Genomic DNA, 24,136 nt, shown 5'->3' with positions numbered 1-24,136 from the left:
TATATGAGTCAATCAGTTTTACAAGGCAAAGCCTATTCCGTTTTAAATTTATCCTCAGTGACAGAAGGAGGTACCATTAAAGAATCTTTTGATCGTAGTATGGATTTAGCAAAGAAGGCGGAGAAGTGGGGTTATCATAGATACTGGCTGGCAGAACACCATAACATGGAAGGGGTAGCGAGCTCTGCAACGTCTGTTTTAATTGGATATATTGCGGGAGGAACCGAAAAAATTCGAGTAGGATCTGGCGGGATTATGCTGCCAAACCACTCTTCACTTGTCATTGCCGAACAATTTGGCACACTTGAGACATTGTATCCGGGGAGAATTGATTTAGGTCTTGGCAGAGCACCAGGGACAGATCAGTTAACAGCAAGAGCGCTTAGACGTAATCTTCATAACGGAGAAGATTTCCCTGAGCAGCTTGAAGAACTTCGTCAATATTTCAAACCGACCGGTCAGGTTAAAAAACATGTAAGAGCTGTTCCAGGGGAAGGCCTGGACATTCCAATTTGGCTCCTTGGTTCAAGCGGTTTTAGCGCTAGACTTGCAGGAGAACTTGGATTGCCATTTGCCTTTGCAGCACACTTCTCACCTAAAAATACAATTCCCGCATTAGAGTTGTACAGACAGTCATTTAGACCTTCTGATGTATTAAAAGAGCCTTATGCCATGGTCGGTGTGACGGTTTTTGCTGCAGATCAAACAGAACGGGCTGAATATTTGGCATCCTCTCATTATCAGCGGTTTTTAAGTCTCATTCGCAACACACCAGGAAAACTGAAGGCGCCTGTCGACAGCATGGACGGTCTTTGGAGTCCATATGAAAAGGCAATGGTGGATGAACAATTAAGCTCGACTATCATTGGGGATAAAGAAAAGGTGAAAACAGAATTAGAAGCCTTTATAGAAGCTACTCAAGCAGATGAAGTGATGATTAATTCGGATATGTTTGACCATCAAGAAAGAATGCGCTCGTATGAAATCATCGGAGAGATTTTTCAAGAGGCACAAGAAAAATAAACATAAAAAAAGAACTGCACAGAGCAGTTCTTTTTTATTTAAGCTTTTGTAAAAATGCGAAATGGTTGTCCGATTGGCAGAACAATACGGCCAAAATGTGTATTAAGGACAACAGCTGCAGAACCATAAAATGAGAGCAGGGAAATGATCAATTCTGCAATACCAGCCATGGTATGAGTCACATCGTACATCACACCAAAAGTGCTAAGGGAAAGACCAATGAATAAGAAATCAATAAAGACGAAAATCAAAAATAACACTTTATGTGTTTCCATTGCACCAATCGTCATAAACAAGCTGAAAATCAAATAGCCAATAAACGCAAAGCCTAGCTGTTTTGGATCTGCTGCTCCCGCAAGTGTTTTCCCAAAGACGCCGGCTTGAATGAGCCAAGTTGTTCCAACGCCCATCCAGAAAAGACCGAATGCGCCAAAAGCAGTGGCTCCAAAAATATTATGATGCTTTGAATCTTGTATGGACGCGATCAGCTGCGCGATTCCTCCAAGGAAGATAGCCCAAGGTAAAATAAGGGAAGTGCCATCTGTGATTCCTAGTTTTTGTGAGGACGCAACGAGCGTCACCATTGCTAAACCAAACAAACCAAGTGGTGTTGGGTCTGCAATTGATAATCGAATTGCTTGAACATTCTGTTTTTCCATAATGACCTCCTACAATTTGCACTTACAAAAGATACTCGAATTCGATAGAAACGTCAAGCTCTTTTTTAGTAGACACTTGCATCGTCTTCCAAATAAATCTATATTTAATACATATCAAATGTGATAGAAAAAGAGGGATAACATGAGTAAAGGCTTATCTGGAAAAACGATTGCCATTTGTGGAACAAGAAAAACAGAAGAAATGCGTACACTTGTCGAAAAACAAGGAGGACAAGCCGTTATTCGCTCTCTTCAAGGAACCGTATTTTTAGCCAAAGAGGATTTAAAGCCAGGCATAGAAACCTTTGTGAGGCAAGGGGCCGACTGGGTGATCTTGACAACAGGCATCGGTACAGATACATTGATTGAGAGTGCAGAAGAGCTGCAGCTTGGTAAAGAATTTATGAACATTCTATCAAACGCACATATTGCTTCAAGAGGGTACAAAACCTTTGCTGCGCTGAAAAAACGCGGAATTCAGCCAGAGGTCTCTGATGAAGACGGAACGGTTCGTGACTTGATTTCAAAGCTTGAAGACAAGGAGTTTCAAGGAAAACGCGTGATGGTGCAGCTTCATGGTGAAAATGCACCAGCTCTCATTCAGTTTTTACATGACAAGGGGGCAGATGTTTTGCCGCTTTTACCATATCAGCACACACCTCCTGAACCAGAGGCAGCTGAAACGCTGCTGCAAGAAATGAAAGATGGACAAGTTCATGCCGTCTGTTTTACAACCGCTGTCCAGGTCCACGCTTTTTTCAAACTAGCCGCAGAGTGGGGCAGAAAAGAAGAATTGCAAGCATTATTCGAGCAGGATGTGCTTGCAGTAGCTGTCGGAAAAGTTACGGCTGAAGCTTTAAAAGAAGAAGGAATAGACCGAATTCTTGCCCCGTCACTTGAGAGAATGGGAGCAATGATTATAGAATTATCCCAATATATGAAAAAACAATCAGCACACATATAAAAAAAAGCCTTTCGCCAGATCAGTGAAAGGCTTTTTTGTTAGATTGTCCGTTTTCGATTCGTCCGAATTTTTTTGAGTACAAAGTAGAGAACAATCAGGACGATGGCAATGACCATAATAGGGGTTGTATAAGCATGAGCAACACTTTGAATATGATCCCATTTTGTCCCGAGCTGCATGCCCAGATAGATAAATAGGATGGACCAAGGAATGGCAGCTAATCCTGTCAAGAAAACAAATTTCAAAAAAGGCATCTTGGCAATACCCGCTGGAATCGAGATGGCATGACGGACAACAGGGATAAAGCGGGCGGTAAAGACTACACCGGTTCCATACCGATCAAACCAGCGCTCTGCAGTCGCGATATGATGTTCATGGATGAATAAATACTTTCCATAATTTGTTAAAAAAGGTCGTCCGCCGTACAGACCGATCCAGTAAATAAAACACTGGGCAAGCGTACCACCGATGACGCCGGCAATCACAGCTCCTACAAAACCAATTGTGCCTGTTGATACCATATATCCGCCATAGGCAAGTACAATTTCACTCGGAATGATTTCAATCATCAGTCCAAGTGCAACACCCGCGTAACCTAGGCTTGTCAGCCAGGTTAAAATTTCATTAAACAAGGTTCCCATTCATTTCACTCTGCCTTTAAATACGAATTTTCTTCAAGCATCCTTATAAGAGCCTATGCTTGTTTTTCTTCTCTCATGAGTATGCTTTGCATATATGCTAGCATGGCTGGCCGCATATCATGACGCATTAATCCAAGTTCTGCCGCTGCCTTAAACGAGCCGAGCTTATCACCAACATCAAATCTCATCCCATCTAATTGTGTTGCATAAATGGGTGATTCATGTGCAATGATTTTCAGCGCATCTGTCAGCTGGATTTCGTTCCCGGTACCTCTCTCGATTCCTTGTAGAATAGGAAAAATCGATGGTGTTAACAGATACCTGCCCATCACGGCTAAATCGGAAGGAGCTTCATGAATAGCTGGCTTTTCCACTAAGTCTGTGACTTCAAACACTTGACCGTCTACTCTAGCTGGTCTTATCATACCATACTTACTGACATCTAGACGATCCACTTGCTGGACGCCAATGACCTCTCTTTGCTTGTCTTCAAAGACTTTCATGAGCTGAGAGAGTGCAGGTCTTTCTGACACCATGACATCATCACCTAAAAGGACCGCAAAAGGATCATTGCCAGTAAAATGACGTGCACATAATACCGCATGTCCAAGACCTAAGGGCTCCTTTTGACGAATATAATGAATATTGGCCATATCCGCAATATGTTTGATTTCAGCCAGCTGTTCTTCTTTCCCTTTTTCAAGCAAATTCTGTTCTAGCTCAATCGAACGGTCAAAGTGATCTTCAATCGATTTTTTATTTCTTCCTGTGATAATCAGTATATCTTCAATGCCTGATTGAACAGCCTCTTCAACTATGTATTGAATGGCGGGTTTGTCGATAATAGGCAGCATTTCCTTTGGCTGTGCTTTCGTTGCGGGTAAAAAACGTGTGCCTAATCCGGCTGCTGGTATGACGGCTTTTTTAATGTTCATTGAATCATCGCTCCATTTCTGATGGTTTATTTTCTGATGGAAAAACCCATAGGCGGCTTCCAGTAAAAGTGATCATCATGCCAAGAAGGGTACCAATCGTTTTACTAATGAATAATGAGAAACCTGCTTGCTGTATGACATATAAGACAACATAGGTGAGGAGGCACGCTGCGCCGTTGACTGTGGCCCACTTGATCCATTCCCACTTGTCAGCTTTCTTTTTCACTTGGAACGTCCATTTTCGATTCCAAACATAACTGTTCAGCATTCCTGCGGTATAGGACATGCACTGTGCAAGAAAAGAGGGAACAAAGCAAGCAGTTAAAAAAAAGAAGAACAGAAAGTCAATCATCGTATTGCTAGCGCCTACAGTTAAAAATGCGGCATAGATCCGAATATTTTTCTTTGTCATGCGAAGGATCATCACCTCCTAGTGTTTGAGTGGGTGTATGAATACTGTACAAAAGTGAGTTGACGAATCAGTGAAAAAGATGAAAAAAACATGAACAAGCGATATCTGTTTTTTCACCAGCTCGTGATATAATTTGCTAGATGAAACGAACGGGTGGTGCACAAACATGTATTTAACAATCGCAGAAACAGCTGAATACTTAGAAGTATCTGAAACATATGTTGAAAAATTAATCCAGCAAAAAAAGATCCGTTACGTATTTGACGGGGAATCTTATCTCATTTATCAAGGGCAGTTTCAAACGCATTTAAAGCAGCTCGAGCAATATAAAGAGCTCGTCCAAGAGATCTTAAATGAACCGATTCCGGAAGACCCCGATGTAAAGGATGAAGATTAGAAGATCGTTATTTCTTCATTTGAAACAATATGGACGAATGGCCGCGGTTATAGAAAGAATGATTTCTATTTCACCTTAAGCTTGCTCGAATGAAAGAAGCAGAATAGCAGTAAAAGGAAGTAAAAACAATGGGGACAACTACTTTATGTGAAGCCTGTCAAAAAAACGAAATGAACGTTGTAGAATCGTCTGATAACCGAAACAGCCTTATCAATTATGCCATCAATGCCACGAAAGACTGCTCAGCTATTCATTACGGCCTATTGAATGGTATAACCTAGCTGTTCTCCATTCTCCTAAACAATTTTTACTGTTTGATGATTTTTATGGAGAGGACGGACAGGCTTTTCAAGTAGAGGAGGATGTCGTCATCACCAAAAGCGAGAAAGCTCCAACATTACAAGCCGTTAGGCATAATTTGGTGTCTTTATTAGACTTTTCAATCACTAGATGGTTTCTTGAGGATGATGTGATCGATGCTTTGAAACAGCACGACCAGCAAAAAATCTTGGATTCTATTCAAAGTAGGTTTCATGAAACGGAGCATGCCGAAGTGAATGTTAGAGATCACGGCTGATGTTCTAGATACATTTGCCGCTGAATGGGTCAGGGAACTTTTGGATTACGAGGACGAAGAATTCCTTTACCCACTTTCGTGGGCAGCAGCCAGCAGTTTGCCAGGAGATGAGGGATTACACCATATATTAGAAAAATTGAAATCGATCAGTGAAAAAGAATTGCCGTTAGAGGCTTTTATTTGCCTGCATCGTTTCCGTTCTCACAAAATTTTGGATTGGATGGAGTCAAATTGCACCCATTTTCACGATCAGTGGGAAAGGCTGGCAGCCGTCAGCTGCCCAACCTGGGAGAGAATGAAATCTTGGCTAAACAAAGGAAGACCTTTCTGCTTCATTGCACTAGATACAATGGCAAACTGTGCAAAAGGGAATAGACCGCCTCTTGTGGAAAAATTTTCACCTAAAATTCTTAGAACTGATAAAAATGAAGTAGAAAAGATTTCACATGATGTTCATCAAAAAGATCCGGTTCCACGAGTGAAAATGAAAGTGTCCAACATCTTGGAGAACAAGCAAGACATATTTGAATAAGCCTTTTTATTGGCTGACTCCGGTTTGAACAATCTTCATGTGGCATTTAACTTGTACATCTGCATCAGGATAAATGCTTTTCCACTTTTCTGGTGTTACTGCTTTGTCTTTTGATCTATACCTCAGGCCCAGCCCAAGCGGATCTATGTTTTGCTTTTTAAAGGATTGAACAAGGTCTTGTCCTTGCTGAGCGACACGTTTTTCTACTTCTTTTTCAACATGGTCCAATATAGATGGTTTATCAATTTTTTTGGACTTCATGAATTCTTTTAATTCGCCTTTCAGCTTGATATCAATCGTGATATGGGGTTTTTTAGTGAGGTTTTCAGTTGGTTTTATATGATAAGACACCCGTGATTTGATATTTTCAATCACAACATGAGTCTTCCACTTATCATGAAAACGAAATTCATAAATGCCGTTTTTATGGTTTTCAATCATGGCTTTAAACGTAAACGTTTCTTCCGCCGGAATATGCCCCACCATTTTTTCTTGATCAAAAAGAGCGACACCCGAGACCTTTATAGCACTGCTTGTTTTTTTGATGTAAGGGAGGTATGCATCGACCCCTTTTGCCAGCATCTGATTCATAAAAATATGCTGATTGGTGACAGGTTCATTGCCATTTCGCATATTTTGGGCCAACATGTCAGAGAGATATACACCTATATTTAAGTTCGTTTGATTCATTTTTGTGTATAATAACTCTTCAACTTCTCCGCCTACAATCGCAAACACTTGGCGTGAACCAATGATAGGATCACGATAAATATAATTCATTAAATCGATCATGCCGACTTCTTTTGCTAACTTTTCACTGACTAAAATAACGAGCACCTGGCCCATGACTACTGGAAAAGGTGATTCTTCTGACACGAGAAATTGAATATTACTAATGGTGTTTGACTTTCCGCTTAATATTTGATAACTTCCTTGCTCTTGACTTTTAAAGACAGGGAAGACAAAGAAGCCCTTCATTTCTCCATCTTCCAATAAATCAAATCCTGCCGCCTGAGAGATATTTAATTCATCTAAAAGGCGGGGCTCTGCACAGCTGGTTAACAAAAGACTACACAACATGAGGCCCGTAAGTATATAACGTTTCATGCTCGTTTTTTCCCCCTCCTTTTTTTCAGCATCAGTCCAATGACCATACAGATAATCAATCCATAGATCAGAATGAATCCGCTAAATTCCACCCATTGATTAAAGGTTTCAAAAGAAGTTGCACTGGCAAAAAACGAAAACATGATCAGAATGAGGATGCTGAGCCCGATGTACGTGACGCGCTGGCTCGTATGAAGCATTTTTTTTGCCATTCGGCTCGCTGCCCATAATGGAATCGTGATATTAGGAATGATCAGAAGCAGCCAAAGAGACACTTCAATAAATTCAAAGCGCTGGATAAACGGAAGCTTCACAATGCTCGTTAACGTTAGCGTCGGCCATTTTGTTAATTTGAGCTGAGCACTTGAGTAATACGCTATAGAGACGAGAAAAGTGAGCAAATTTAAGCATGTCGTAAATAATACCCCCATGTGAGCAAATTTTTGAGATGTCTGAGCTTGTTTAATAAAGGGATAATAGACAAGCAGCGTGCCAAAACCAAACATGGATAAGGATGCATCTTTGACTCCCACGAGCATTTGCGAAAATGTATGATCAAACATTGGGAACATGAAACGAATGTGACTATATTTCATGGCATAAAAACAGATAAACGTCATCCAATACGTCAATACAACACTAAAAAATGCCCATCCAGCAATGGTTCTAAAGCCGCCAGTATGAATGTAATACACAAGCAGAAGCAGTACAGACGCAAACAAAAGACCAGGAATTTCTTTAAACAGCCATACATGGATCACATCCATGTAATGGATAAGAACGGTCAGCGACAAAGAAGCAAAATATAAGATATAAAGAATGTTGAATAATTGCCCAATCCATTTGCCAAATACATATTGCGCGATTTCACCAAATTCATCCGAAGGTGCCTTTTTAAACATTAAGTATATGAGAAAGATCATCACATTGACGCTCATGCCAGAAATCAAAATAGCGATCCATCCATCATTATTGATAGAACGAACAAGGTTTGTTTGAAAGTTTAAAATGCTGACACCGACTTGATTGGCATTGATGAGAAAAAACACAAAATAAGGGGATACTTGAAATTTCTCTTTGACAGAAGAAGAGCTCATGCCTTCACTTCCTTATTCATAAAAATCATTTTTCCCCTTGCGGCCTTGCTTCGGCTTAGAGCGATGGATGGTTTCATTTTGAGGACGTAAATTTTCCGGCCTTTTGTTCAAAAAACGGAGCTGAGGACGAATCAAACTGCCCTTTAAATCAGCAAGGCGCATTGGAAAAATAGGCTCTAAATACGGCCGGCCAATTGAAGTTAATTTCATTAAATGGGTGAGCAGAAAAGATCCCATCACAGCAATACCTAATGCGCCCCAAACCTGTGCTGCAACTAAAAAAGGAAATCTCAGCAGCCGAATGGTACTGCCCATTTTGTATATAGGCGTGACAAATGAGGCGAGAGCAGACAGGGCAACAATAATGAGTAAAATATTGCTCGTTAAGCCTGCTGCTACAGCAGCCTGTCCAATGACAATCCCTCCAACAATCCCGAGCGTCTGACCGACTTTAGCTGGGAGCCTTGAACCTGCTTCTCTTAGTAATTCAATCGAAATCTCTAAAAATAGTGCCTCAATGATCGGAGGAAATGGCACAAGATAGCGCGAGGAGACAATGGTTTCTAATAAATCCTTTGGGATCAGTTCATAATGAAAGGTTAAAACGGCGACATATAAAGGTGTCGCAAAAATGGAAAATATCACAGCAAATATGCGTAACAGCCTAAAGCAAGAAGCCGCAATCCATGACATATTGTAGTCTTCCATCGTGGAAAAATACTCAAGTAAAATAGTTGGGGCAAGCAAGACATGAGGCGAACCATCAACTAATATGGCAATTTTCCCTTCTGATAAGCCTGAAGACACGCGGTCGGGTCTTTCTGTATTCAAAAACAACGGAAAGATCGTATTGGATACATCATAAAGCATTTGAGCGAGGTAATTCGCATCTAAAATCTGATCATAATCAACGTCCTCAATTCGCTGAAGAACCGTTTCGATGTTTTCCGGGTTGGCGATTTCTTCAATATATAACACGGCAACTTTTGTTTGAGAGAGCGTACCAACCGTCTTTTCCTCAACTTTCAGGTTAGGCGTCGGCAGCCGCCGTCTGACCAAATTTAAATTGGTATCTAAAACCTCCACAAATGCTTCCTGTGCACTGATAATCCCAAATTCAATTTCAGGCGGACCTATTTGTCTGCCTTTCTTTTCTTCAATCGGCAAGAGAAGCGTTTTGCCCCAGTCTGTCTCAAGTCTAATCGCAATGCTGCCCCGGTGAAGGGCTTCTTGCACTTTTTGAAGATCGCTCGTGATGACAGCCTGCTCAATGGGAATTCGTTCTTTCAGCTCTTCAAGAGTGGGTGACAGGTGCAGTTGTTTGAGGGAGGGGAGAATTTGTTCATGTAGAAGATGTCCATTAATCAATGAACGAAAAAAGGAAATCCTATACAGAAAATCTCCATTTCGAGACAGCTCATTTGTAAAATCAGCAGAACGTGACAATGCTTCAAATACTGAATTCGGGTCCTTTTGTTGTTTGTTTTTCTTCAGCATTTGGACCAGCTCCTTCGGCGATTTGCCTCTATTATCTAACCGATTGTCTAAAGATATGCATGAAAAAAGCGTTCAGCTTGATGGGCTGGACGCTTTTTTTTCATATAGAACGGCTTCTAATAATAAATCAGCTAGATGGACGGCACGCATGCTCGGTGAGTGTCCTGAGCGTTTGATGCCTGCTGCCATTTGCAGCTGACAGCCTGGATTAGACGTAACGATGGCAGCGGCCTTTGTTTGAGTGGCTTCTGTCATTTTATGATCTAAAATTTGCATCGACATCTTTGGCTGCAAGATGTTGTAAATGCCAGCTGAGCCGCAGCACCGGCCCGAATCCTTCATTTCTTTAAATGATACACCTTGAATGGCCTTCATCAGCACCCTTGGTGCATGCTGTACACCCATTCCGTTCCGCAAATGACAAGAATCCTGATAGGTGATGACCTGCTCTGGCAAAGCAAGCGGCATGCGGCGGTGAAATTCCAGCTCCACTAAAATGTCTGATATATCCGTGATTTTCTTTGAGAAGGCTTCACTTCGCTTTTCAAAATCCGGATCATCGCAAAGCAAATGATCGTAATCACTTAAAAAAGCGCCACAACCGCCCGCATTCATGACTATGGCATCCGCATCTATCTCTTCAAACGCTTCAATATTCCGCTTTGCTAACTGTTTCGCTTGTTCTTTTTCACCGCTATGGCCATGGAGCGCTCCGCAGCACGTCTGAATAGGAGGGACGATGACGTCACAGCCTGCCAGCTGCAAAAGCTGGATGGTCGCTTCGTTTGTGCTGGAAAAAACGGTGTCCATTAAACAGCCAGTAAAAAAGGCGACCCGTTTTCTCGCTGGGCCGGCGGCTTTGTATTCCGTCAAACGGCTTTTTCGTTGACGCGGCACCTTTGGAAGCGCCTGTTCCATCAGACGTAAATGCGGTGGAAGCACCTTCAGCATGCCAGTTTTGCGGGCAGCCGTTTGCAGACCAGATGTTTGATAAAAACGAAGAAGTCCTGCTGCTTTCCGCATTCGGCTTTGTGAAGGAAAGAGACCTTTAAACACGACACGTCTTACAAGTTTGACAGGAATGGATTGTTTTTTGTGCTGCTGAATGATGTCTCTTGCATCTTCAAGTAACCGTCCATATTTAACGCCGGAAGGGCAGACCGGTTCACATGCACGGCAGCCAAGACAAAGATTCAGTGAATGCTCGACATCTTCATCTGGCTCAATGACGCCGTCTCTCACCGCCTTCATTAAAGCAATTCGGCCGCGGGGAGAGTGTGTTTCTTGTTGACCAGATTCAATATAAGTCGGACAGGAAGGAAGGCAGAATCCGCAGCGCATGCAATTGAGCAGCTCTTTTTCGTCCATTTGCTGCTGAAATGCTTGCTGAATCTCTGTTTGTTTAGAACTCATGAGACCACCACCCGCTTTCTTGCGGCTTTTCCGAACACTTTATCAGGGTTCATGATATTTTCCGGGTCTAGCGCATGTTTGATCGCTTTCATTGCCGCAATGCCTTCTTTTTTAACCTTCAGTTCTAAGTAAGGGGCTTTCATAAGACCCACGCCATGTTCACCCGTAATGGTGCCGCCAAGTGAGACTGCTTTTTCAAAAATGGCCTGAAAGGCTTCTTCCACCCGTTTCATTTCTTCTTCATTTCTTGCATCTGTTGCACAAGTAGGATGCAAATTGCCATCACCTGCATGACCAAATGTACAGATTTTCACTTTGTACTGCTTCGCAATGTCTTCGATCGCCCGCACCATGCTGGCAATTTCAGACCGGGGAACTGTGGCATCTTCTAAAATGGTCGTCGGGCTTAAGCGGGCGAGGGCAGATAAAGCGGATCGTCTCGCTGTTAAAAGTGCATTTGCCTCTTCTTCAGAATGAGCGATATTTACTTCTTTTGCACCGTGCTGCTGACAAACTTTTGCGATTCGCTGCATATCACGGGAAACCGCCTCGGGATGGCCGTCCTGTTCGATTAACAGCACCGCTTGAACGTCAGTCGGCAAACCGATTTTTGCAAAGTCTTCAACGACTTCCAGAGTCGGCTGATCCATAAATTCTAATGTGGCGGGGATGATACGCTCTGCAATAATCGCCGACACTGAAGCGGCGGCTTCCTCTAAACTTTCATATAAGCAAAGCATCGTTTGTTTTGTTTCTGGAAGCGGCAAAAGCTTTAGCGTGGCTTCAGTGACAATCCCGAGCGTTCCTTCTGAACCTACGAACAAACGGGTCATATCATACCCGGCCACGTCCTTTGCAAGCTTTCCGCCTGTTTTGATGATGTCACCGTTTGGCAGAACGACTTCAAGTCCAAGGACATAATCTCTCGTCACTCCATACTTTAACCCCCGGAGACCACCTGAATTTTCATTAATATTTCCGCCTAATGTAGAGATTTTCATAGAGCTTGGATCAGGTGGATAGAAGAGGCCTTTCGCCTCTACTTGGTGAATGAGTTCCTGTGTGATCAATCCAGGCTGCACCGTTGCTGTCAGGTTTTCTTCATCTATTTCTATTAATTGGTTCATTCTTGTAAACAGCAGCACAAGTCCGCCTTGAGTGGGACATGTGCCTGCACAAAGGTTCGTTCCTGATCCTCTTGGCACGATCGGTATGTTATATGAGGCGCAGAGCCGGACAATTTGCTGGATTTCCTCAGCCGTATGCGGGCTTACGATGACATCTGGCATATGCTGAAAATTTGGTGTTGCATCATAAGAGTAGGCAAGCCGATCGGCTTTACTGTCCTGCATGTAAGACGCGCCAACAATCTTTTTTAATTGATTTAAAAATTCAGAATGTAACATACGCATTCAACTCCTATTGATGAGACGTATCGTTTCTTTCAGTATAAAAAAAGAATCGCCTCATGCCTATGGACGATTCTACAAAATATCGGGCTGTTTGCTTCGTTTTTTTGGATCATCATCTAATAGCATGAAGGCTAAATAAAAGAGCATGGCATCTTGCATGCGCTTTGGATCAAGTGTCGTTAAATCTTGGATTCGTTTTAGCCTGTAATGCAGTGTATTGATATGGACATGCATCGCTTCTGCGGTATATTTCAATGAACAATCTGAGGTCATGAGTACCCGCAATGTTTTCACTAATTCAGGATAGGGGAGAAGAGGGGCGATCGTTCGATCAAGAAACACTTCTTTTGTTTCCTGACTCACTTCCTCCATAAAAAGTTCGAGCGTTAAATCTTCATCAAATACAATCGGCGTATCAGCATGTGCCATTTTTAATGCTCGAAAGGCTTGTTGAAACGATTGCTTCATCAAATGAGCAGCTGCTGGTTTTCCCGCTCCAATCAAAACCCCGGGCGAGCTCCGCGCCGTAAGGGAGGCATGGATGTGAAACAGGCGCTGCTGCAGGGCTTTACGATCATCTGCTGTTGTTTGCAGCATGAGTAAAAAGCGGCCATGCCCCCAGCGGACGATGATCTCCTGGCTGTTGAGATGCAGCGTTTCCTTCAATTCTTTGTATTGATTTTGCTTCATAAACGATTCATCCTGACAATCGATCAGAACAACTGCGCGCTCCTTGTTGATATCAAGCTGAAGCCGCGACGCTTTTTCAGTGAGATCAATCGCTGTCTCTGGCAGATGAAGCCAGTCGAATACAAACGCTTCGAGCTGACGTTCATCCGTTTCAGTTTCTTGAAAAAATTCATGTTCATGAATAAGCAGCTCGGTCATTTTTCTTAATATTTCGCCAAAAGGAGACACATGTACAGGATCTCCTGTCATTCCAATGACCCCGATGACCTCTTGCTTAAAATAAATAGGCAGATTGATGCCAGCTTTGACGCCTTTCATGTGCTGCTGGTCATCCTTTGTGAGAATTCGTTTCTGTCCTTCAACAGATGTCAGATACGCTCCTTCATGAAATTGTCCAACGCGCGCTGGATCTGTTGCTGCAATGATGGTGCCGTTTGTTTGTGCGATGATGATTTCCTCAGTCAGCACCTTTTTAACCTCATCTACGATTTTTTCTGCCAGTGTCATTGTGAGCAAAACGTACCCCTCCGAGATGTTTCTTTTGACACTATCATACCATCATATGCTGGGACATATCTTTCTTTTCATGAGTTATGCTAAAATAATAAACACACATGAAGGAGAAGAAAGGAGACATAGCCATGTCACTGCAAAATCGCTTACAAGACTTACTGAAAGAAGGACAGGCGCTAACCGACTTTGAATATGATGAAGCGGCGCGCCGCAATTGGACATTAGAAGGGGCGAGAATAAAAGAAGAAGCCCGTTTTGGCGATGTATATATAGAGCGTGTAGACAAGGAATCAGAGAACATGATTCAAACAGAAAACGCCTCATTTCTAAACACACCGCTTACATATGTGAAAAAACATCAAAAAGAATTCATTTATATCGAATCCAAGTGGTTTGATGTCGTGAAAGTGGATGGCTTGGCCATTGAATGGGATGAAGTGTTTCAAACGTATACCGTCCTATTCGGTTTAAAACGTCCTAAAAAAGACACGAATATTCTAAAGGACATGCTATCGCCATTAAATGGTGCTCAGCTTCAATTTAATGGACAAGATGGCTTATTTGATGTGAATTTGCAGCTTCTTGAGCTTGAGGATATCCACGAAGATACGGCTTTCATTGATGTCATCTCGGCCGTGTATCGATTTTTATTCCATATGATCATACAGCTTGAAATCAATGAATCAAAAAACGGCTCAAATTCCTGAGCCGTTTTTTTGTCCATCTATTCATTTGATGAAGGCGTGACAAACCGTACATCATGCTCTTTTCCATATTGAAGATAATCTTCATTTGGCTCCTGATTGGTCACGACGAAATCAATCTCGTGCAAATCACAAAACGTGGTCAAGGCGTAATGATCGAATTTGCTATCATCCACTAATAAAAACGTTTTGGCACTTTTTTGAACGAGCGTCTTTTTAATATCGGTTTCAAGCGGAGACGAATTCGTGACGCCGTGATCAATGGTTAAACCAGTTGATGCGATAAAGGCTTTATTCACATTGTAAGCTTTTAAGCGCTCAACACTTTGATAACCAACGAAAGAATTCGTTTTTCTTTCAAGCATCCCGCCAGTGGAAAAGATGGTGAGATTTTCATAAGGCATCGCTTGTGTAATGAAATCAACATTATTGGTCACAATGGTCACCTGTTTCTCTGTCAAATAGGGGAGCATCTCAAGTGTTGTCGTACCAGAATCAATAAAAATCATATCCCCGTTTTCCACAAAAGCGGCAGCGGTCTGACCGATCAATTGCTTTTTACTGAGCTGACGGATCTTTCGCTCCTGATACACCACTAACGTTGAGTGGTTCACAGCCACTCCGCCATACACTTTTTTGAGCACGCCGGACTCGACCAACGCCTGTACATCTCGGCGTATCGTGTTTTTTGAGACACCAAAATGCGCCACAAGCTCATCAAGTGAGGCAGATTCCCGGTCAAACACATACTCTTTGATTTGCTGAATCCGTTTTGTTTTTATCATACTTCATATCTCCAATCAATCCGAATGTCCTTTTTCCATTATACCAATAAATTCTCTTACATGGATTAGGTCAATTGATTCTCTTTTCTCCTTTGATATAAAAGCGTATGATAGAAAAAAGAACGAAACCAGAAAGGAACTTTCACTTCTATGAATCAATCAAACAACCCATTTTCAAAGCTTGCGAATTTTAGAGAAGTAGGGGGACTTCAAACAACAGATGGGATGGTGATCAAACAGGGAATGATTTATCGATCCGCAGACTTATCCCGTTTGTCGAAACAAGACATCGAGATATTCTCAGCACTCGGAATTCAAACCGTTTGTGACCTCCGTACAGCCTCAGAACGTAAATCACATCCGCCAAAGATCAAGGAACACGACAAAATCGTGCATATTCCGATGCAGCCTGACAGTAAGATGCCAAGTAAATGGACCATGTTTCGTATGCTGGTAACAGAAGGGAAGTCTCTCTCATTTACACCGATCATGAAAGAGTTATATCAAAGCATGCTGACAGAGCGTAAAGAAGAAATTCGGCAGCTGTTCACACTGCTTTCAGATCAAAGCCATTATCCGCTGATGCTTCACTGCACGAGTGGCAAGGATCGTACAGGTTTTTTATCTGCCCTGATTCAGTTGGTGGCAGGTGTACCGCTGGTTGTCGTTTTAAGTGAATACATGCGTTCCAATGAAGGCGTGCAAATGCTCGTCAGAAGGCAGGAACGATTTGTCCGATTGATGAGTTTATACCGGGTGTCAAAAGAACAAATTCAGCCGCTTGTCGGTGTGCAGCAAGATTATCTTGAAGATGTGCTGCACGAAATGCTGGAGACATACGGGAGTGCAGAGCGGTATTTAATTGAAGCCTGCAAAGTCCCTGAAGCTCAGCTCAATGAAATGAAAAACATTCTGCTTACACCATCTGCTGGCATTCCATCACAAAAAGCGGAATAAACTTAAGATGAGGTGATGCAAAACATGCTGAAAAAGATCAGTATGACAGTTTTAACACTGATGTTGATGTTTGTATTTTTATTGATTCCTTCTAGCAGTCTAGCAGCTCGTGCAGTGCCAAAAGGGAAGCTTGAGAGCACAAGAGAGATGCGCGCGGTATGGATTGCATCGGTTTATAACTTAGATTGGCCCTCAAAGAAGGGGCTGCCCGTAGCAGAGCAGAAGCAAGAGTTTATTCGTTTGTTAGACGAAATCAAAGCGATGAATATGAATGCCGTCATTATGCAAATTAAACCAACAGCAGATGCCTTTTATCCTTCAGCATACGGGCCGTGGTCAGAATATTTGACTGGAACACAAGGGAAAGATCCGGGGTACGATCCGCTTGAGTTTATGATTGAAGAAGCTCATAAACGCGGCCTTGAATTTCACGCTTGGTTTAACCCTTACCGAATCACAATGAATCATACTGATCTCAGCCGTTTGTCTGTCGATCACCCTGCAAGACAACATCCTGATTGGACGATTGCGTATGGTAATCAGCTTTATTACAATCCTGGTATTCCTGAAACTCAGGACTTCATTATCGGCGGTATAGAAGAAGTTGTGAAAAACTACGATATTGATGCAGTGCATATGGATGATTATTTTTATCCATATAAAATAGCCGGTGTACCATTTCCAGATCAAGAAACGTATGAAACATATGGAAAAAAAGCATTTACACATATAGAAGATTGGCGAAGAGATAATGTGAATCAGCTGGTGAAGAAAATCAATAACACCATTAAGAAAGAAAAACCGTATGTGAAATTTGGTATTAGTCCATTCGGGGTATGGCGCAACATAAAAGATGACCCGACTGGTTCAAACACCACTGCAGGAATGACCAACTACGATGATTTGTATGCTGATACAAGAGAGTGGATTCAGCAGCATGATATTGATTATGTTACTCCGCAAATTTACTGGAGCATCGGCTTTCAAGCTGCCGCTTATGATGTGCTGACGAAATGGTGGTCAAATGAGGTGAAAGGGGAGCCGGTTCACCTGTACATTGGGCAGGCGGCATATAAAATTAATCAAAACAGTGACCCTGCTTGGTCTGACCCGGAAGAATATTTTAGGCAGATTGAGCTGAACAGGCAGTCACAGCTTGTGCAGGGAAGCATGCATTTCAGCCTGAAGGATCTCAATCGCAACCCTTTGAATGTAAAGGATCGATTGATAGAAGAGTCATACAGCAAACCAGCTCTCATTCCAGAAATGCCTTGGCTTCATCAGAAAGCACCTAAAAAACCAATCATTCAATCTGTGAAAAAGACATCGGATGGTGCGGCTTTACAAATCAAAAATGATCCGCATTCTACCGTATCCTATTATGCGGTCTATCGATTAACAAATAAAGGAACGTATGAATTGCTGCAAACGGTTAGAAAAGAAAAAGGCGCCATAACAACGATTAAAGACCTCCCAGTCAATCAAAAGAAAATGGATACTTACAAGATTACGGCTCTTAATCGTCTTCATCACGAAAGCAAGCCTTCTACAAAAATAGTGAAATAACAGAAAAAGCATGAGTGAGATTTTCTTCGTTCATGCTTTTTTTCTATTATTCTTGTTTTAATTTTCTGAATTCAATCAAGCTTGGCATGAAGCAGCTGCTTGATTAATAAATATGATAGAAAAGAGCTAAAGGGGGAAGCAAGATGGATTTTGAATTAACGAAAGAACAACAAATGATCCGCCAGATGGTCAAAGATTTCGCCAAAGCAGAAATTGCACCAATCGCTCAAACCATTGATGAACAGGCCGTATTCCCAGCCAAAACGTTTCAAAAAATGGGAGAGCTCGGCTTTATGGGCATCCCCTTTCCAGAGAAATACGGCGGCTCAGGAGGAGATACGATATCATATGCACTCGCTGTAGAAGAAATCGGAAAACAGTGCGGTAGTACAGGTCTTAGCTATGCCGCAGCCGTCTCCTTAGGCGCAAGCCCGCTTTATTATTTCGGTACAGAGGAACAAAAGATGGACCACCTTGTCCCGCTGGCTTCTGGAACAGCACTTGGTTCCTTCGGATTAACAGAACCAAATGCAGGGTCAGATGCAAAAGGAACGAAAACAAAAGCAGTCAAAGACGGACAAGAGTATGTCATTAGCGGGGAAAAGTGCTGGATCACAAACGCCAATTTTGCCAGAACCATTATCGTCACTGCTGTCTCGGATCAAGATGAAAACGGCCGCCCGATCATCTCCGCCTTCATTGTGGAGAAAGGGCAAAAAGGGCTGACCATTACAAATCCATATGACAAAATGGGCGTGCGCGGTTCAGATACAGCAGAAATCATTTTAGACGGTGTACGTGTACCAGCCCAGAATATTTTAGGAGACCCAACGAAAGGCTTTAAGCAATTTTTATATACATTAGACGGGGGGCGCATTTCAATTGCTGCGTTATCAGTTGGCATCGCACAAGCTGCACTAGATGCTTCGCTCTCGCATGCAAAAGAAAGAAAGCAATTTGGGCAGACCCTTTCTTCCTTCCAAGCGATTCAGTTTAAGCTGGCAGATATGGCGATGCAAATAGAGCTCGCTAGACAAATGGTGTGGAAAGCCGCTTGGCTGAAAGATCACGGCAAGCCGTTTACAAAAGAAGCTGCCTATGCCAAACTCTTCGCTTCTGAAATGGCGACAAAAGCAAGTCTTGATGCTGTTCAAATTCACGGGGGAACAGGCTACATGAAAGAATGTGGTGTAGAACGGCTTGTGAGAGATGCCAAGCTAATGGAAATTGGAGAAGGGACCTCTGAAATTCAGCGTCTAGTCATCGCAAGACAACTGTTAGCGTAATCCGATAATGAAAACGCTTACCATCAATGGAGGAGGAAAGCCATGATGTCGATTCATCCACAGACAATCGGCTCGTTATTAAAAGAGAAAAAGGATCAGCATCCAGGACATGAAGCCATTGTGTATCCAGAACGTTCTTTACGTTATTCATATGAAGCGTTTTATCGAGAAGTCAAGGAAACCGGGAAAGGTCTTATGGCATTAGGGGTTCAAAAAGGGGATCATATCGCCATCATGGCGCCCAATGTACCCGAATGGCTCATGCTGCAATTCGCCTGCGCGTCGATTGGAGCCGTTCTTGTCACCGTGAATACAAACTTTCAATCACAAGAACTCGCTTATTTACTCAAGCACTCTGATAGCAGCATGCTGTTTATCGTAGACGGGTTTAAAGAGACATCCTATGTCAAAATGCTTGAAGAACTCATACCGGAGCTTCAAAACGCTCATCAAGGAGAGATCACATCCTCATCTTTTCCTTATTTAAAAAGTGTCGTCTATATAGGTGAGCACACGCCAAAGGGCATGCGCAGCTGGAACAGTATTCAAGCAGCTGCCAAAAGAACAGAGGATCATGAGTGGGAGAAACGAATGGATGAGCTTGCACCGGATGACGTCATTAATATGCAATATACCTCAGGCACAACCGGCTATCCAAAAGGAGTCATGCTCAGCCATACAAACATTGTCTGCAATGCCAGCCAAATCGCAGATTGTATGAAGCTCACCCAAAAGGACCGAATGTGTATCCCTGTTCCTTTCTTTCATTGCTTTGGATCCGTCCTTGGCGTGCTTGCATGTCTCACAAAAGGAGGAACGATCATTCCAATTGAATCCTTCCACCCAGAGCGAGTTCTTCAAACCGTAGAAAAAGAGAAGTGCACCGTCCTTCACGGCGTCCCGACAATGTTCATTGCAGAGCTCGACCATCCGAATTTTCACCAATACGATCTGTCCACATTACGAACGGGCATTATGGCAGGATCTCTTTGCCCATCCCATGTGATGAAAGCCGTCATTGAACAAATGGGACTGAAGGAGCTCACGATTGCTTACGGCCAGACCGAAAGCTCTCCTGTCATTACCCAAACAAGAACGGATGATTCATTTGAAAGGCGGGTTCAAACGGTCGGCCGGGCACTTCCTCACATTGAAGTGAAAATCACCGTTCCAGGCACGCCGGAGGAAGTACCAAGAGGAGAACAAGGAGAGCTGTGTACAAGAGGCTATCATGTGATGAAAGGCTACTATAAAAATGAAGAAGCCACAAATGAAGTGATTGATCAGGACGGCTGGCTTCATACGGGTGATTTAGCAGAGATGGATGAGGACGGCTATGTGAAAATCACAGGACGGCTGAAAGATATGATCATTAGAGGCGGGGAGAATGTTTATCCAAAAGAAATTGAGGATGTTCTTTATACTCATCCGGATATTCTTGATGCACAGGTCGTTGGTATACCTGACGAGACGTATGGAGAAGAAGCCGCCGCATTCATTCGGCTTAAACAAGGTAGGACGGTGACAATTGAGACACTCACCAGCTATTGTCAGTCGCAAATGGCTCGCTACAAAATTCCTAAATATTTTTTCATCACTGACGAGTATCCAATGACCGCATCAGGGAAGATTCAAAAATTTCGTCTGAAAAAGCAGGCGCTTGATCTAATAAAGGAGTGAAGGCAGTGATGTTTCTAAAAGTACTGATTGCAAATCGAGGCGAAATTGCCCGGCGAATTATTCGAACGTGTAAAAGGCTCGGAATCCACACCGTCGCCGTTTATTCAGAAGCAGATCAGCATGCACTTCATGTGCAAGAAGCAGACAGCGCCTATCCGATTGGAGGCGCGAAAGTATCTGAAAGCTATTTAAACATGGAAGCCATCATTCGTGTAGCCAAACAGACAAATACAGATGCTATCCACCCAGGATATGGCCTCTTATCAGAAAATGCAGCCTTTGCAGAACGCTGCCGCAGCGAAGGAATCGCCTTTATTGGCCCATCCGCACAAGTCATTCAGCGAATGGGGAATAAAATTGAAGCAAGAAAAACGATGGCTCAAGCAGGTATCCCCATTGTACCAGGCGTTTCAGCTCCGCTGCATGATGCAGAAGAAGGGGTCAGTCAAGCGCAGTCACTCGGTTATCCGATCATGCTCAAGGCATCAAGCGGGGGCGGAGGAATTGGCATGCAGCTCGTGCAAAATGACGAGGAGCTGTACAGGGCTTTTGAAGGGAATCAAAAAAGAGCGCAAAGCTTTTTCAACGATGGGACGCTGTATATGGAAAAGGTCATTGAAAACGCTCGGCACATTGAAATTCAGGTCCTTTTTGATTCCTTCGGCCATGGGGTTCACTTATTTGAGCGCGACTGTTCACTCCAGCGAAGACATCAAAAAATCATTGAAGAAGCACCAGCCGTCTGTCTCGATGAATCGGTGAGACATCAGATGGGGGAGATGGCCGTCAAAGCAGCCAAAGCGATTGGGTATGAAAATGCAGGAACGATTGAATGTTTAGTCGATCAGCATCAACAATTTTATTTCCTAGAAATGAACACAAGATTACAAGTAGAGCACCCTGTCACAGAAGAAATTACAGGCATTGACCTTGTCGAGGAACAGCTGAAAATCGCTGCATGTGAGCCGCTTTCCTTTAATCAGGAGGATATTCATCAAATCGGCCATGCCATCGAGGTTAGAATTTATGCGGAAGATCCCGTCACCTTTTATCCATCACCAGGAACGATCACTCAGCTTTCCACACCTGAAGCTCCGTATATCCGTCATGAGTCAAGCGTGACAAATGGAAGCATCATTACCCCTTTTTACGATCCTATGATTGCGAAAATGATCGTTTACGGTGATACACGAAAACTTGCAATAGAACGATTAAAAGGGGCATTACAAGCATATGAAATAGAAGGGATCAAAACCAACTTACCGCTTTTAAGGGAAATGGCCGGATCTTCTGCTTTCTTACAAGGCAGCATCACCACCGATTTTCTCATGAAAAAAAGGGAGGAAAACCGTTCATGAAAACTGTCACAATTCAAATGGCCGGAAACTTGTGGAAGCTTCTTGTGAAACAAGGGGATGAAGTGCAAAAAGGACAGGAGGTTGCCATCTTAGAATCAATGAAAATGGAGATTCCGATCGTTGCTGAAGAGGGCGGGATCATCAGTAAAGTGTATAAGGCAGAGGGAGAGTTTGTCGATGAAGGAGAGGTTCTTTTAGAACTATCAGAATAGGAGGGAGCCAGATGGCATTACCAAAGAGTGTGCTTATCAGGGAGGTCGGCCCGCGGGACGGACTGCAAAATGAATCAGTCTGGCTTGACACAGGCGAGAAGCGAACGTGGATTGATCTGCTCGCAGCAGCCCAGCTCCCTTATATTGAAGTCACATCATTTGTTCATCCTAAATGGGTTCCAGCCTTAAAAGATGCCAAAGAACTCACCCAATCCTTTAACAAAAAAGACGACATCACCTATGCAGCACTCATTCCCAATGAAAAAGGCTTAGCTCATTTTTTTGAAGCCAATCTTGACACTGGCGCTATGTTCATCTCTTCGAGTGAAACACATAACAAGAAAAATATGAATCAATCCATCCACGAAACACTTCCTGTTATCAAACAAATGACAGCTGATTTAAAAGCAGCAGGAAAAAACACGCGCGCGTATATTTCCACCGTGTTTGGCTGCCCATATGAAAAACAAGTGCCAATGGATCAAGTCCTCCGGTTAACGGATATTTTGCTTTCTTATGGCATTGATGAAATATCTCTCGGTGACACCATCGGTGAAGCCCATCCGCTTCAAGTAGAAAGGCGCTTAGACATTTTACTCGAACGTTTTCCTGCTGATAAAATCGCTCTTCATTTTCATGATACGAAGGGGATGGCTCTTGCGAATATTTATACGGCATTAAAAGCTGGGATCACCATATTTGACTCCTCCAGCGGCGGGCTTGGCGGATGTCCCTATGCACCTGGTTCCAGCGGAAATGTGGCGACAGAAGATGTGGTGCATATGCTTCAAAAACTAGGAATTGAGACAAATATTCACCTTCCTGCATTAATTAAAGCGGCAGAATGGATTGAAGCGAAAGTAGATCGAACCCTGCCTAGTCACTGTTTACGTGCTTTTCACTCTCAGACTACTTCATAAAGGATGAATAACATGACATCATTGGTCCATTTTTCGATACAAGATGAACAGATCGGCATCATGACCTTAAACAGGCCAGAACAAGCGAATTCCCTATCTGCTCCAATGCTGGAGGAGATCAATCAAATCATTCAAGAAATCAAACACGATGAAAGCATTCGCTGTCTTCTCATTACAGGAGCCGGTTCAAAAGTCTTTTGTGCTGGAGCAGATTTAAAAGAAAGACGATTGATGACAGAAGCAGAAGCAAAAGGCGCTGTTCTTTCGATTCAGCAAACTTTTATCGAGATTGAATCTATTCCTGTACCTGTCATTGCAGTGATAAATGGACACGCACTGGGCGGAGGACTTGAGCTCGCGCTCGCTTGTGATCTCCGCATTTCACGAGCCGGAGCAAGACTCGGCCTGCCAGAAACAGGACTAGCTATCATACCAGGAGCCGGAGGGACGCAGCGCCTTCCGCGCCTCATTGGACTCGGTAAAGCAAAAGAACTTATTTTCACAGGCGCATCATTACAAGCAGAAGAAGCCATTCAAATTGGGCTGATTGAGCATATCTCTGTAGCAGATTCCCTCATGAACGATGCCATCTCTCTTGCAAAACAAATCATCAAAAATGGCCCGCTTGCCTTAAAAGAAGCGAAACAAGCGATTCAATCAAGCCTTGATCACGATTTGCATACAGGTTTGACAAAGGAATACGAAGCCTATCTACGGCTCATTGAGACAGAAGATCGAACGGAAGGTCTTCAAGCCTTCCAAGAAAAACGAACGCCTCAATACAGAGGCAGGTAGCAAG

General features: G+C 43.0%; 25 protein-coding genes. 14 read left to right on the top strand and 11 right to left on the bottom strand.

Translation table 11 applies throughout. The features are described from left to right. Positions 1-3 precede the first annotated feature (3 nt). Positions 4-1,023, top strand: a complete 1,020-nt coding sequence (locus tag NSU11_RS09425) for an LLM class flavin-dependent oxidoreductase (protein ID WP_103132772.1) — start codon at positions 4-6, stop codon at positions 1,021-1,023. Between the two features lie 38 nt (positions 1,024-1,061). Here the strand turns inward: NSU11_RS09425 and NSU11_RS09420 are convergent, their stop codons facing one another. Beyond that, positions 1,062-1,682, bottom strand: coding sequence for a GPR1/FUN34/YaaH family transporter (locus NSU11_RS09420; RefSeq protein WP_024425703.1), 621 nt, complete (start codon positions 1,680-1,682; stop codon positions 1,062-1,064). A gap of 142 nt (positions 1,683-1,824) precedes the next feature. On the opposite strand from NSU11_RS09420, the gene NSU11_RS09415 reads away from it, so the two are divergent. Next, entirely contained in the window at positions 1,825-2,646 is an 822-nt protein-coding gene (locus tag NSU11_RS09415) for a uroporphyrinogen-III synthase (RefSeq protein ID WP_025093161.1), read from the top strand. A gap of 38 nt (positions 2,647-2,684) precedes the next feature. Here the strand turns inward: NSU11_RS09415 and NSU11_RS09410 are convergent, their stop codons facing one another. The 3 genes from NSU11_RS09410 to NSU11_RS09400 are packed head-to-tail and all read right to left on the bottom strand — an operon-like array spanning position 2,685 to position 4,646. Then, a complete protein-coding gene (locus NSU11_RS09410) occupies positions 2,685-3,287 on the bottom strand; it encodes a DedA family protein (protein WP_342493892.1) in 603 nt (200 codons plus the stop codon). A 53-nt stretch (positions 3,288-3,340) separates the two neighbouring features. After that, on the bottom strand, positions 3,341-4,222 hold the full coding sequence (gene galU / locus NSU11_RS09405; protein ID WP_149126565.1) for a UTP--glucose-1-phosphate uridylyltransferase GalU: 882 nt from the start codon (positions 4,220-4,222) through the stop codon (positions 3,341-3,343). A 4-nt stretch (positions 4,223-4,226) separates the two neighbouring features. Continuing rightward, a complete protein-coding gene (locus tag NSU11_RS09400) occupies positions 4,227-4,646 on the bottom strand; it encodes a GtrA family protein (protein WP_149126566.1) in 420 nt (139 codons plus the stop codon). Between the two features lie 154 nt (positions 4,647-4,800). On the opposite strand from NSU11_RS09400, the gene NSU11_RS09395 reads away from it, so the two are divergent. The 3 genes from NSU11_RS09395 (at position 4,801) to NSU11_RS09385 (ending at position 6,140) form a co-directional block, all read left to right on the top strand. Then, positions 4,801-5,031: an excisionase family DNA-binding protein gene (locus tag NSU11_RS09395; protein ID WP_024425698.1), complete on the top strand. Its 231-nt coding sequence runs from the start codon at positions 4,801-4,803 to the stop codon at positions 5,029-5,031. A 128-nt stretch (positions 5,032-5,159) separates the two neighbouring features. Continuing rightward, positions 5,160-5,312 carry a hypothetical protein gene (locus tag NSU11_RS09390; protein ID WP_225315523.1) on the top strand — a complete coding sequence of 51 codons (153 nt, stop codon included), beginning with the start codon at positions 5,160-5,162 and terminating at the stop codon, positions 5,310-5,312. Positions 5,313-5,588: 276 nt separating this feature from the next. Further along, positions 5,589-6,140, top strand: a complete 552-nt coding sequence (locus tag NSU11_RS09385; RefSeq protein WP_225315522.1) for a hypothetical protein — start codon at positions 5,589-5,591, stop codon at positions 6,138-6,140. Positions 6,141-6,146: 6 nt separating this feature from the next. Here NSU11_RS09385 and NSU11_RS09380 read toward each other — a convergent pair whose 3' ends face one another. The 6 genes from NSU11_RS09380 to NSU11_RS09355 all read right to left on the bottom strand — a co-directional run bounded on the left by NSU11_RS09380 (position 6,147) and on the right by NSU11_RS09355 (position 13,872). After that, positions 6,147-7,247 carry a Ger(x)C family spore germination protein gene (locus tag NSU11_RS09380; protein ID WP_185854469.1) on the bottom strand — a complete coding sequence of 367 codons (1,101 nt, stop codon included), beginning with the start codon at positions 7,245-7,247 and terminating at the stop codon, positions 6,147-6,149. Continuing rightward, on the bottom strand, positions 7,244-8,344 hold the full coding sequence (locus NSU11_RS09375) for a GerAB/ArcD/ProY family transporter (protein WP_185854468.1): 1,101 nt from the start codon (positions 8,342-8,344) through the stop codon (positions 7,244-7,246). The genes NSU11_RS09380 and NSU11_RS09375 overlap by 4 nt, the downstream gene beginning before the upstream one ends. 12 nt (positions 8,345-8,356) lie before the next feature. Beyond that, positions 8,357-9,841, bottom strand: coding sequence for a spore germination protein (locus NSU11_RS09370; protein ID WP_029707952.1), 1,485 nt, complete (start codon positions 9,839-9,841; stop codon positions 8,357-8,359). A 72-nt stretch (positions 9,842-9,913) separates the two neighbouring features. Continuing rightward, complete coding sequence (locus NSU11_RS09365; protein WP_073205879.1) at positions 9,914-11,254, bottom strand: (Fe-S)-binding protein; 1,341 nt, start codon at positions 11,252-11,254, stop codon at positions 9,914-9,916. Continuing rightward, positions 11,251-12,660, bottom strand: a complete 1,410-nt coding sequence (gene glcD, locus NSU11_RS09360; protein ID WP_120206899.1) for a glycolate oxidase subunit GlcD — start codon at positions 12,658-12,660, stop codon at positions 11,251-11,253. Before glcD ends, NSU11_RS09365 begins: the two co-directional genes overlap by 4 nt. Positions 12,661-12,738: 78 nt before the next feature. After that, positions 12,739-13,872: a sugar diacid recognition domain-containing protein gene (locus tag NSU11_RS09355; RefSeq protein WP_024425692.1), complete on the bottom strand. Its 1,134-nt coding sequence runs from the start codon at positions 13,870-13,872 to the stop codon at positions 12,739-12,741. A gap of 125 nt (positions 13,873-13,997) precedes the next feature. On the opposite strand from NSU11_RS09355, the gene NSU11_RS09350 reads away from it, so the two are divergent. Then, a complete protein-coding gene (locus NSU11_RS09350; RefSeq protein WP_024427762.1) occupies positions 13,998-14,576 on the top strand; it encodes a hypothetical protein in 579 nt (192 codons plus the stop codon). Positions 14,577-14,593: 17 nt separating this feature from the next. Here NSU11_RS09350 and NSU11_RS09345 read toward each other — a convergent pair whose 3' ends face one another. Then, entirely contained in the window at positions 14,594-15,358 is a 765-nt protein-coding gene (locus NSU11_RS09345; RefSeq protein ID WP_149126572.1) for a DeoR/GlpR family DNA-binding transcription regulator, read from the bottom strand. Positions 15,359-15,508: 150 nt separating this feature from the next. On the opposite strand from NSU11_RS09345, the gene NSU11_RS09340 reads away from it, so the two are divergent. The 8 genes from NSU11_RS09340 to NSU11_RS09305 all read left to right on the top strand — a co-directional run bounded on the left by NSU11_RS09340 (position 15,509) and on the right by NSU11_RS09305 (position 24,132). Next, positions 15,509-16,315, top strand: coding sequence for a tyrosine-protein phosphatase (locus NSU11_RS09340; RefSeq protein WP_149126573.1), 807 nt, complete (start codon positions 15,509-15,511; stop codon positions 16,313-16,315). A 24-nt stretch (positions 16,316-16,339) separates the two neighbouring features. Next, on the top strand, positions 16,340-17,881 hold the full coding sequence (locus NSU11_RS09335) for a family 10 glycosylhydrolase (RefSeq protein ID WP_197172903.1): 1,542 nt from the start codon (positions 16,340-16,342) through the stop codon (positions 17,879-17,881). A 143-nt stretch (positions 17,882-18,024) separates the two neighbouring features. Further along, a complete protein-coding gene (locus NSU11_RS09330; RefSeq protein ID WP_185854464.1) occupies positions 18,025-19,167 on the top strand; it encodes an acyl-CoA dehydrogenase family protein in 1,143 nt (380 codons plus the stop codon). 42 nt (positions 19,168-19,209) lie between these two features. Beyond that, entirely contained in the window at positions 19,210-20,847 is a 1,638-nt protein-coding gene (locus tag NSU11_RS09325) for an AMP-binding protein (RefSeq protein ID WP_185854463.1), read from the top strand. A gap of 8 nt (positions 20,848-20,855) precedes the next feature. Beyond that, entirely contained in the window at positions 20,856-22,205 is a 1,350-nt protein-coding gene (locus NSU11_RS09320) for an acetyl-CoA carboxylase biotin carboxylase subunit (RefSeq protein WP_151039964.1), read from the top strand. Then, on the top strand, positions 22,202-22,417 hold the full coding sequence (locus NSU11_RS09315) for an acetyl-CoA carboxylase biotin carboxyl carrier protein subunit (RefSeq protein ID WP_024425681.1): 216 nt from the start codon (positions 22,202-22,204) through the stop codon (positions 22,415-22,417). The genes NSU11_RS09320 and NSU11_RS09315 overlap by 4 nt, the downstream gene beginning before the upstream one ends. An 11-nt stretch (positions 22,418-22,428) precedes the next feature. Continuing rightward, positions 22,429-23,337, top strand: coding sequence for a hydroxymethylglutaryl-CoA lyase (locus NSU11_RS09310; protein ID WP_024427768.1), 909 nt, complete (start codon positions 22,429-22,431; stop codon positions 23,335-23,337). Between the two features lie 12 nt (positions 23,338-23,349). Beyond that, positions 23,350-24,132, top strand: coding sequence for an enoyl-CoA hydratase (locus NSU11_RS09305; protein ID WP_087977577.1), 783 nt, complete (start codon positions 23,350-23,352; stop codon positions 24,130-24,132). The last annotated feature ends 4 nt before the right edge of the window (positions 24,133-24,136 follow it).

It is taken from the genome of Bacillus sp. FSL R5-0712, assembly GCF_038593285.1.
Lineage (GTDB): Bacteria > Bacillota > Bacilli > Bacillales > Bacillaceae > Bacillus > Bacillus safensis.
Note: the sequence above shows the minus strand (reverse complement) of the source record. Positions and strands in the feature narration are given on the sequence as shown.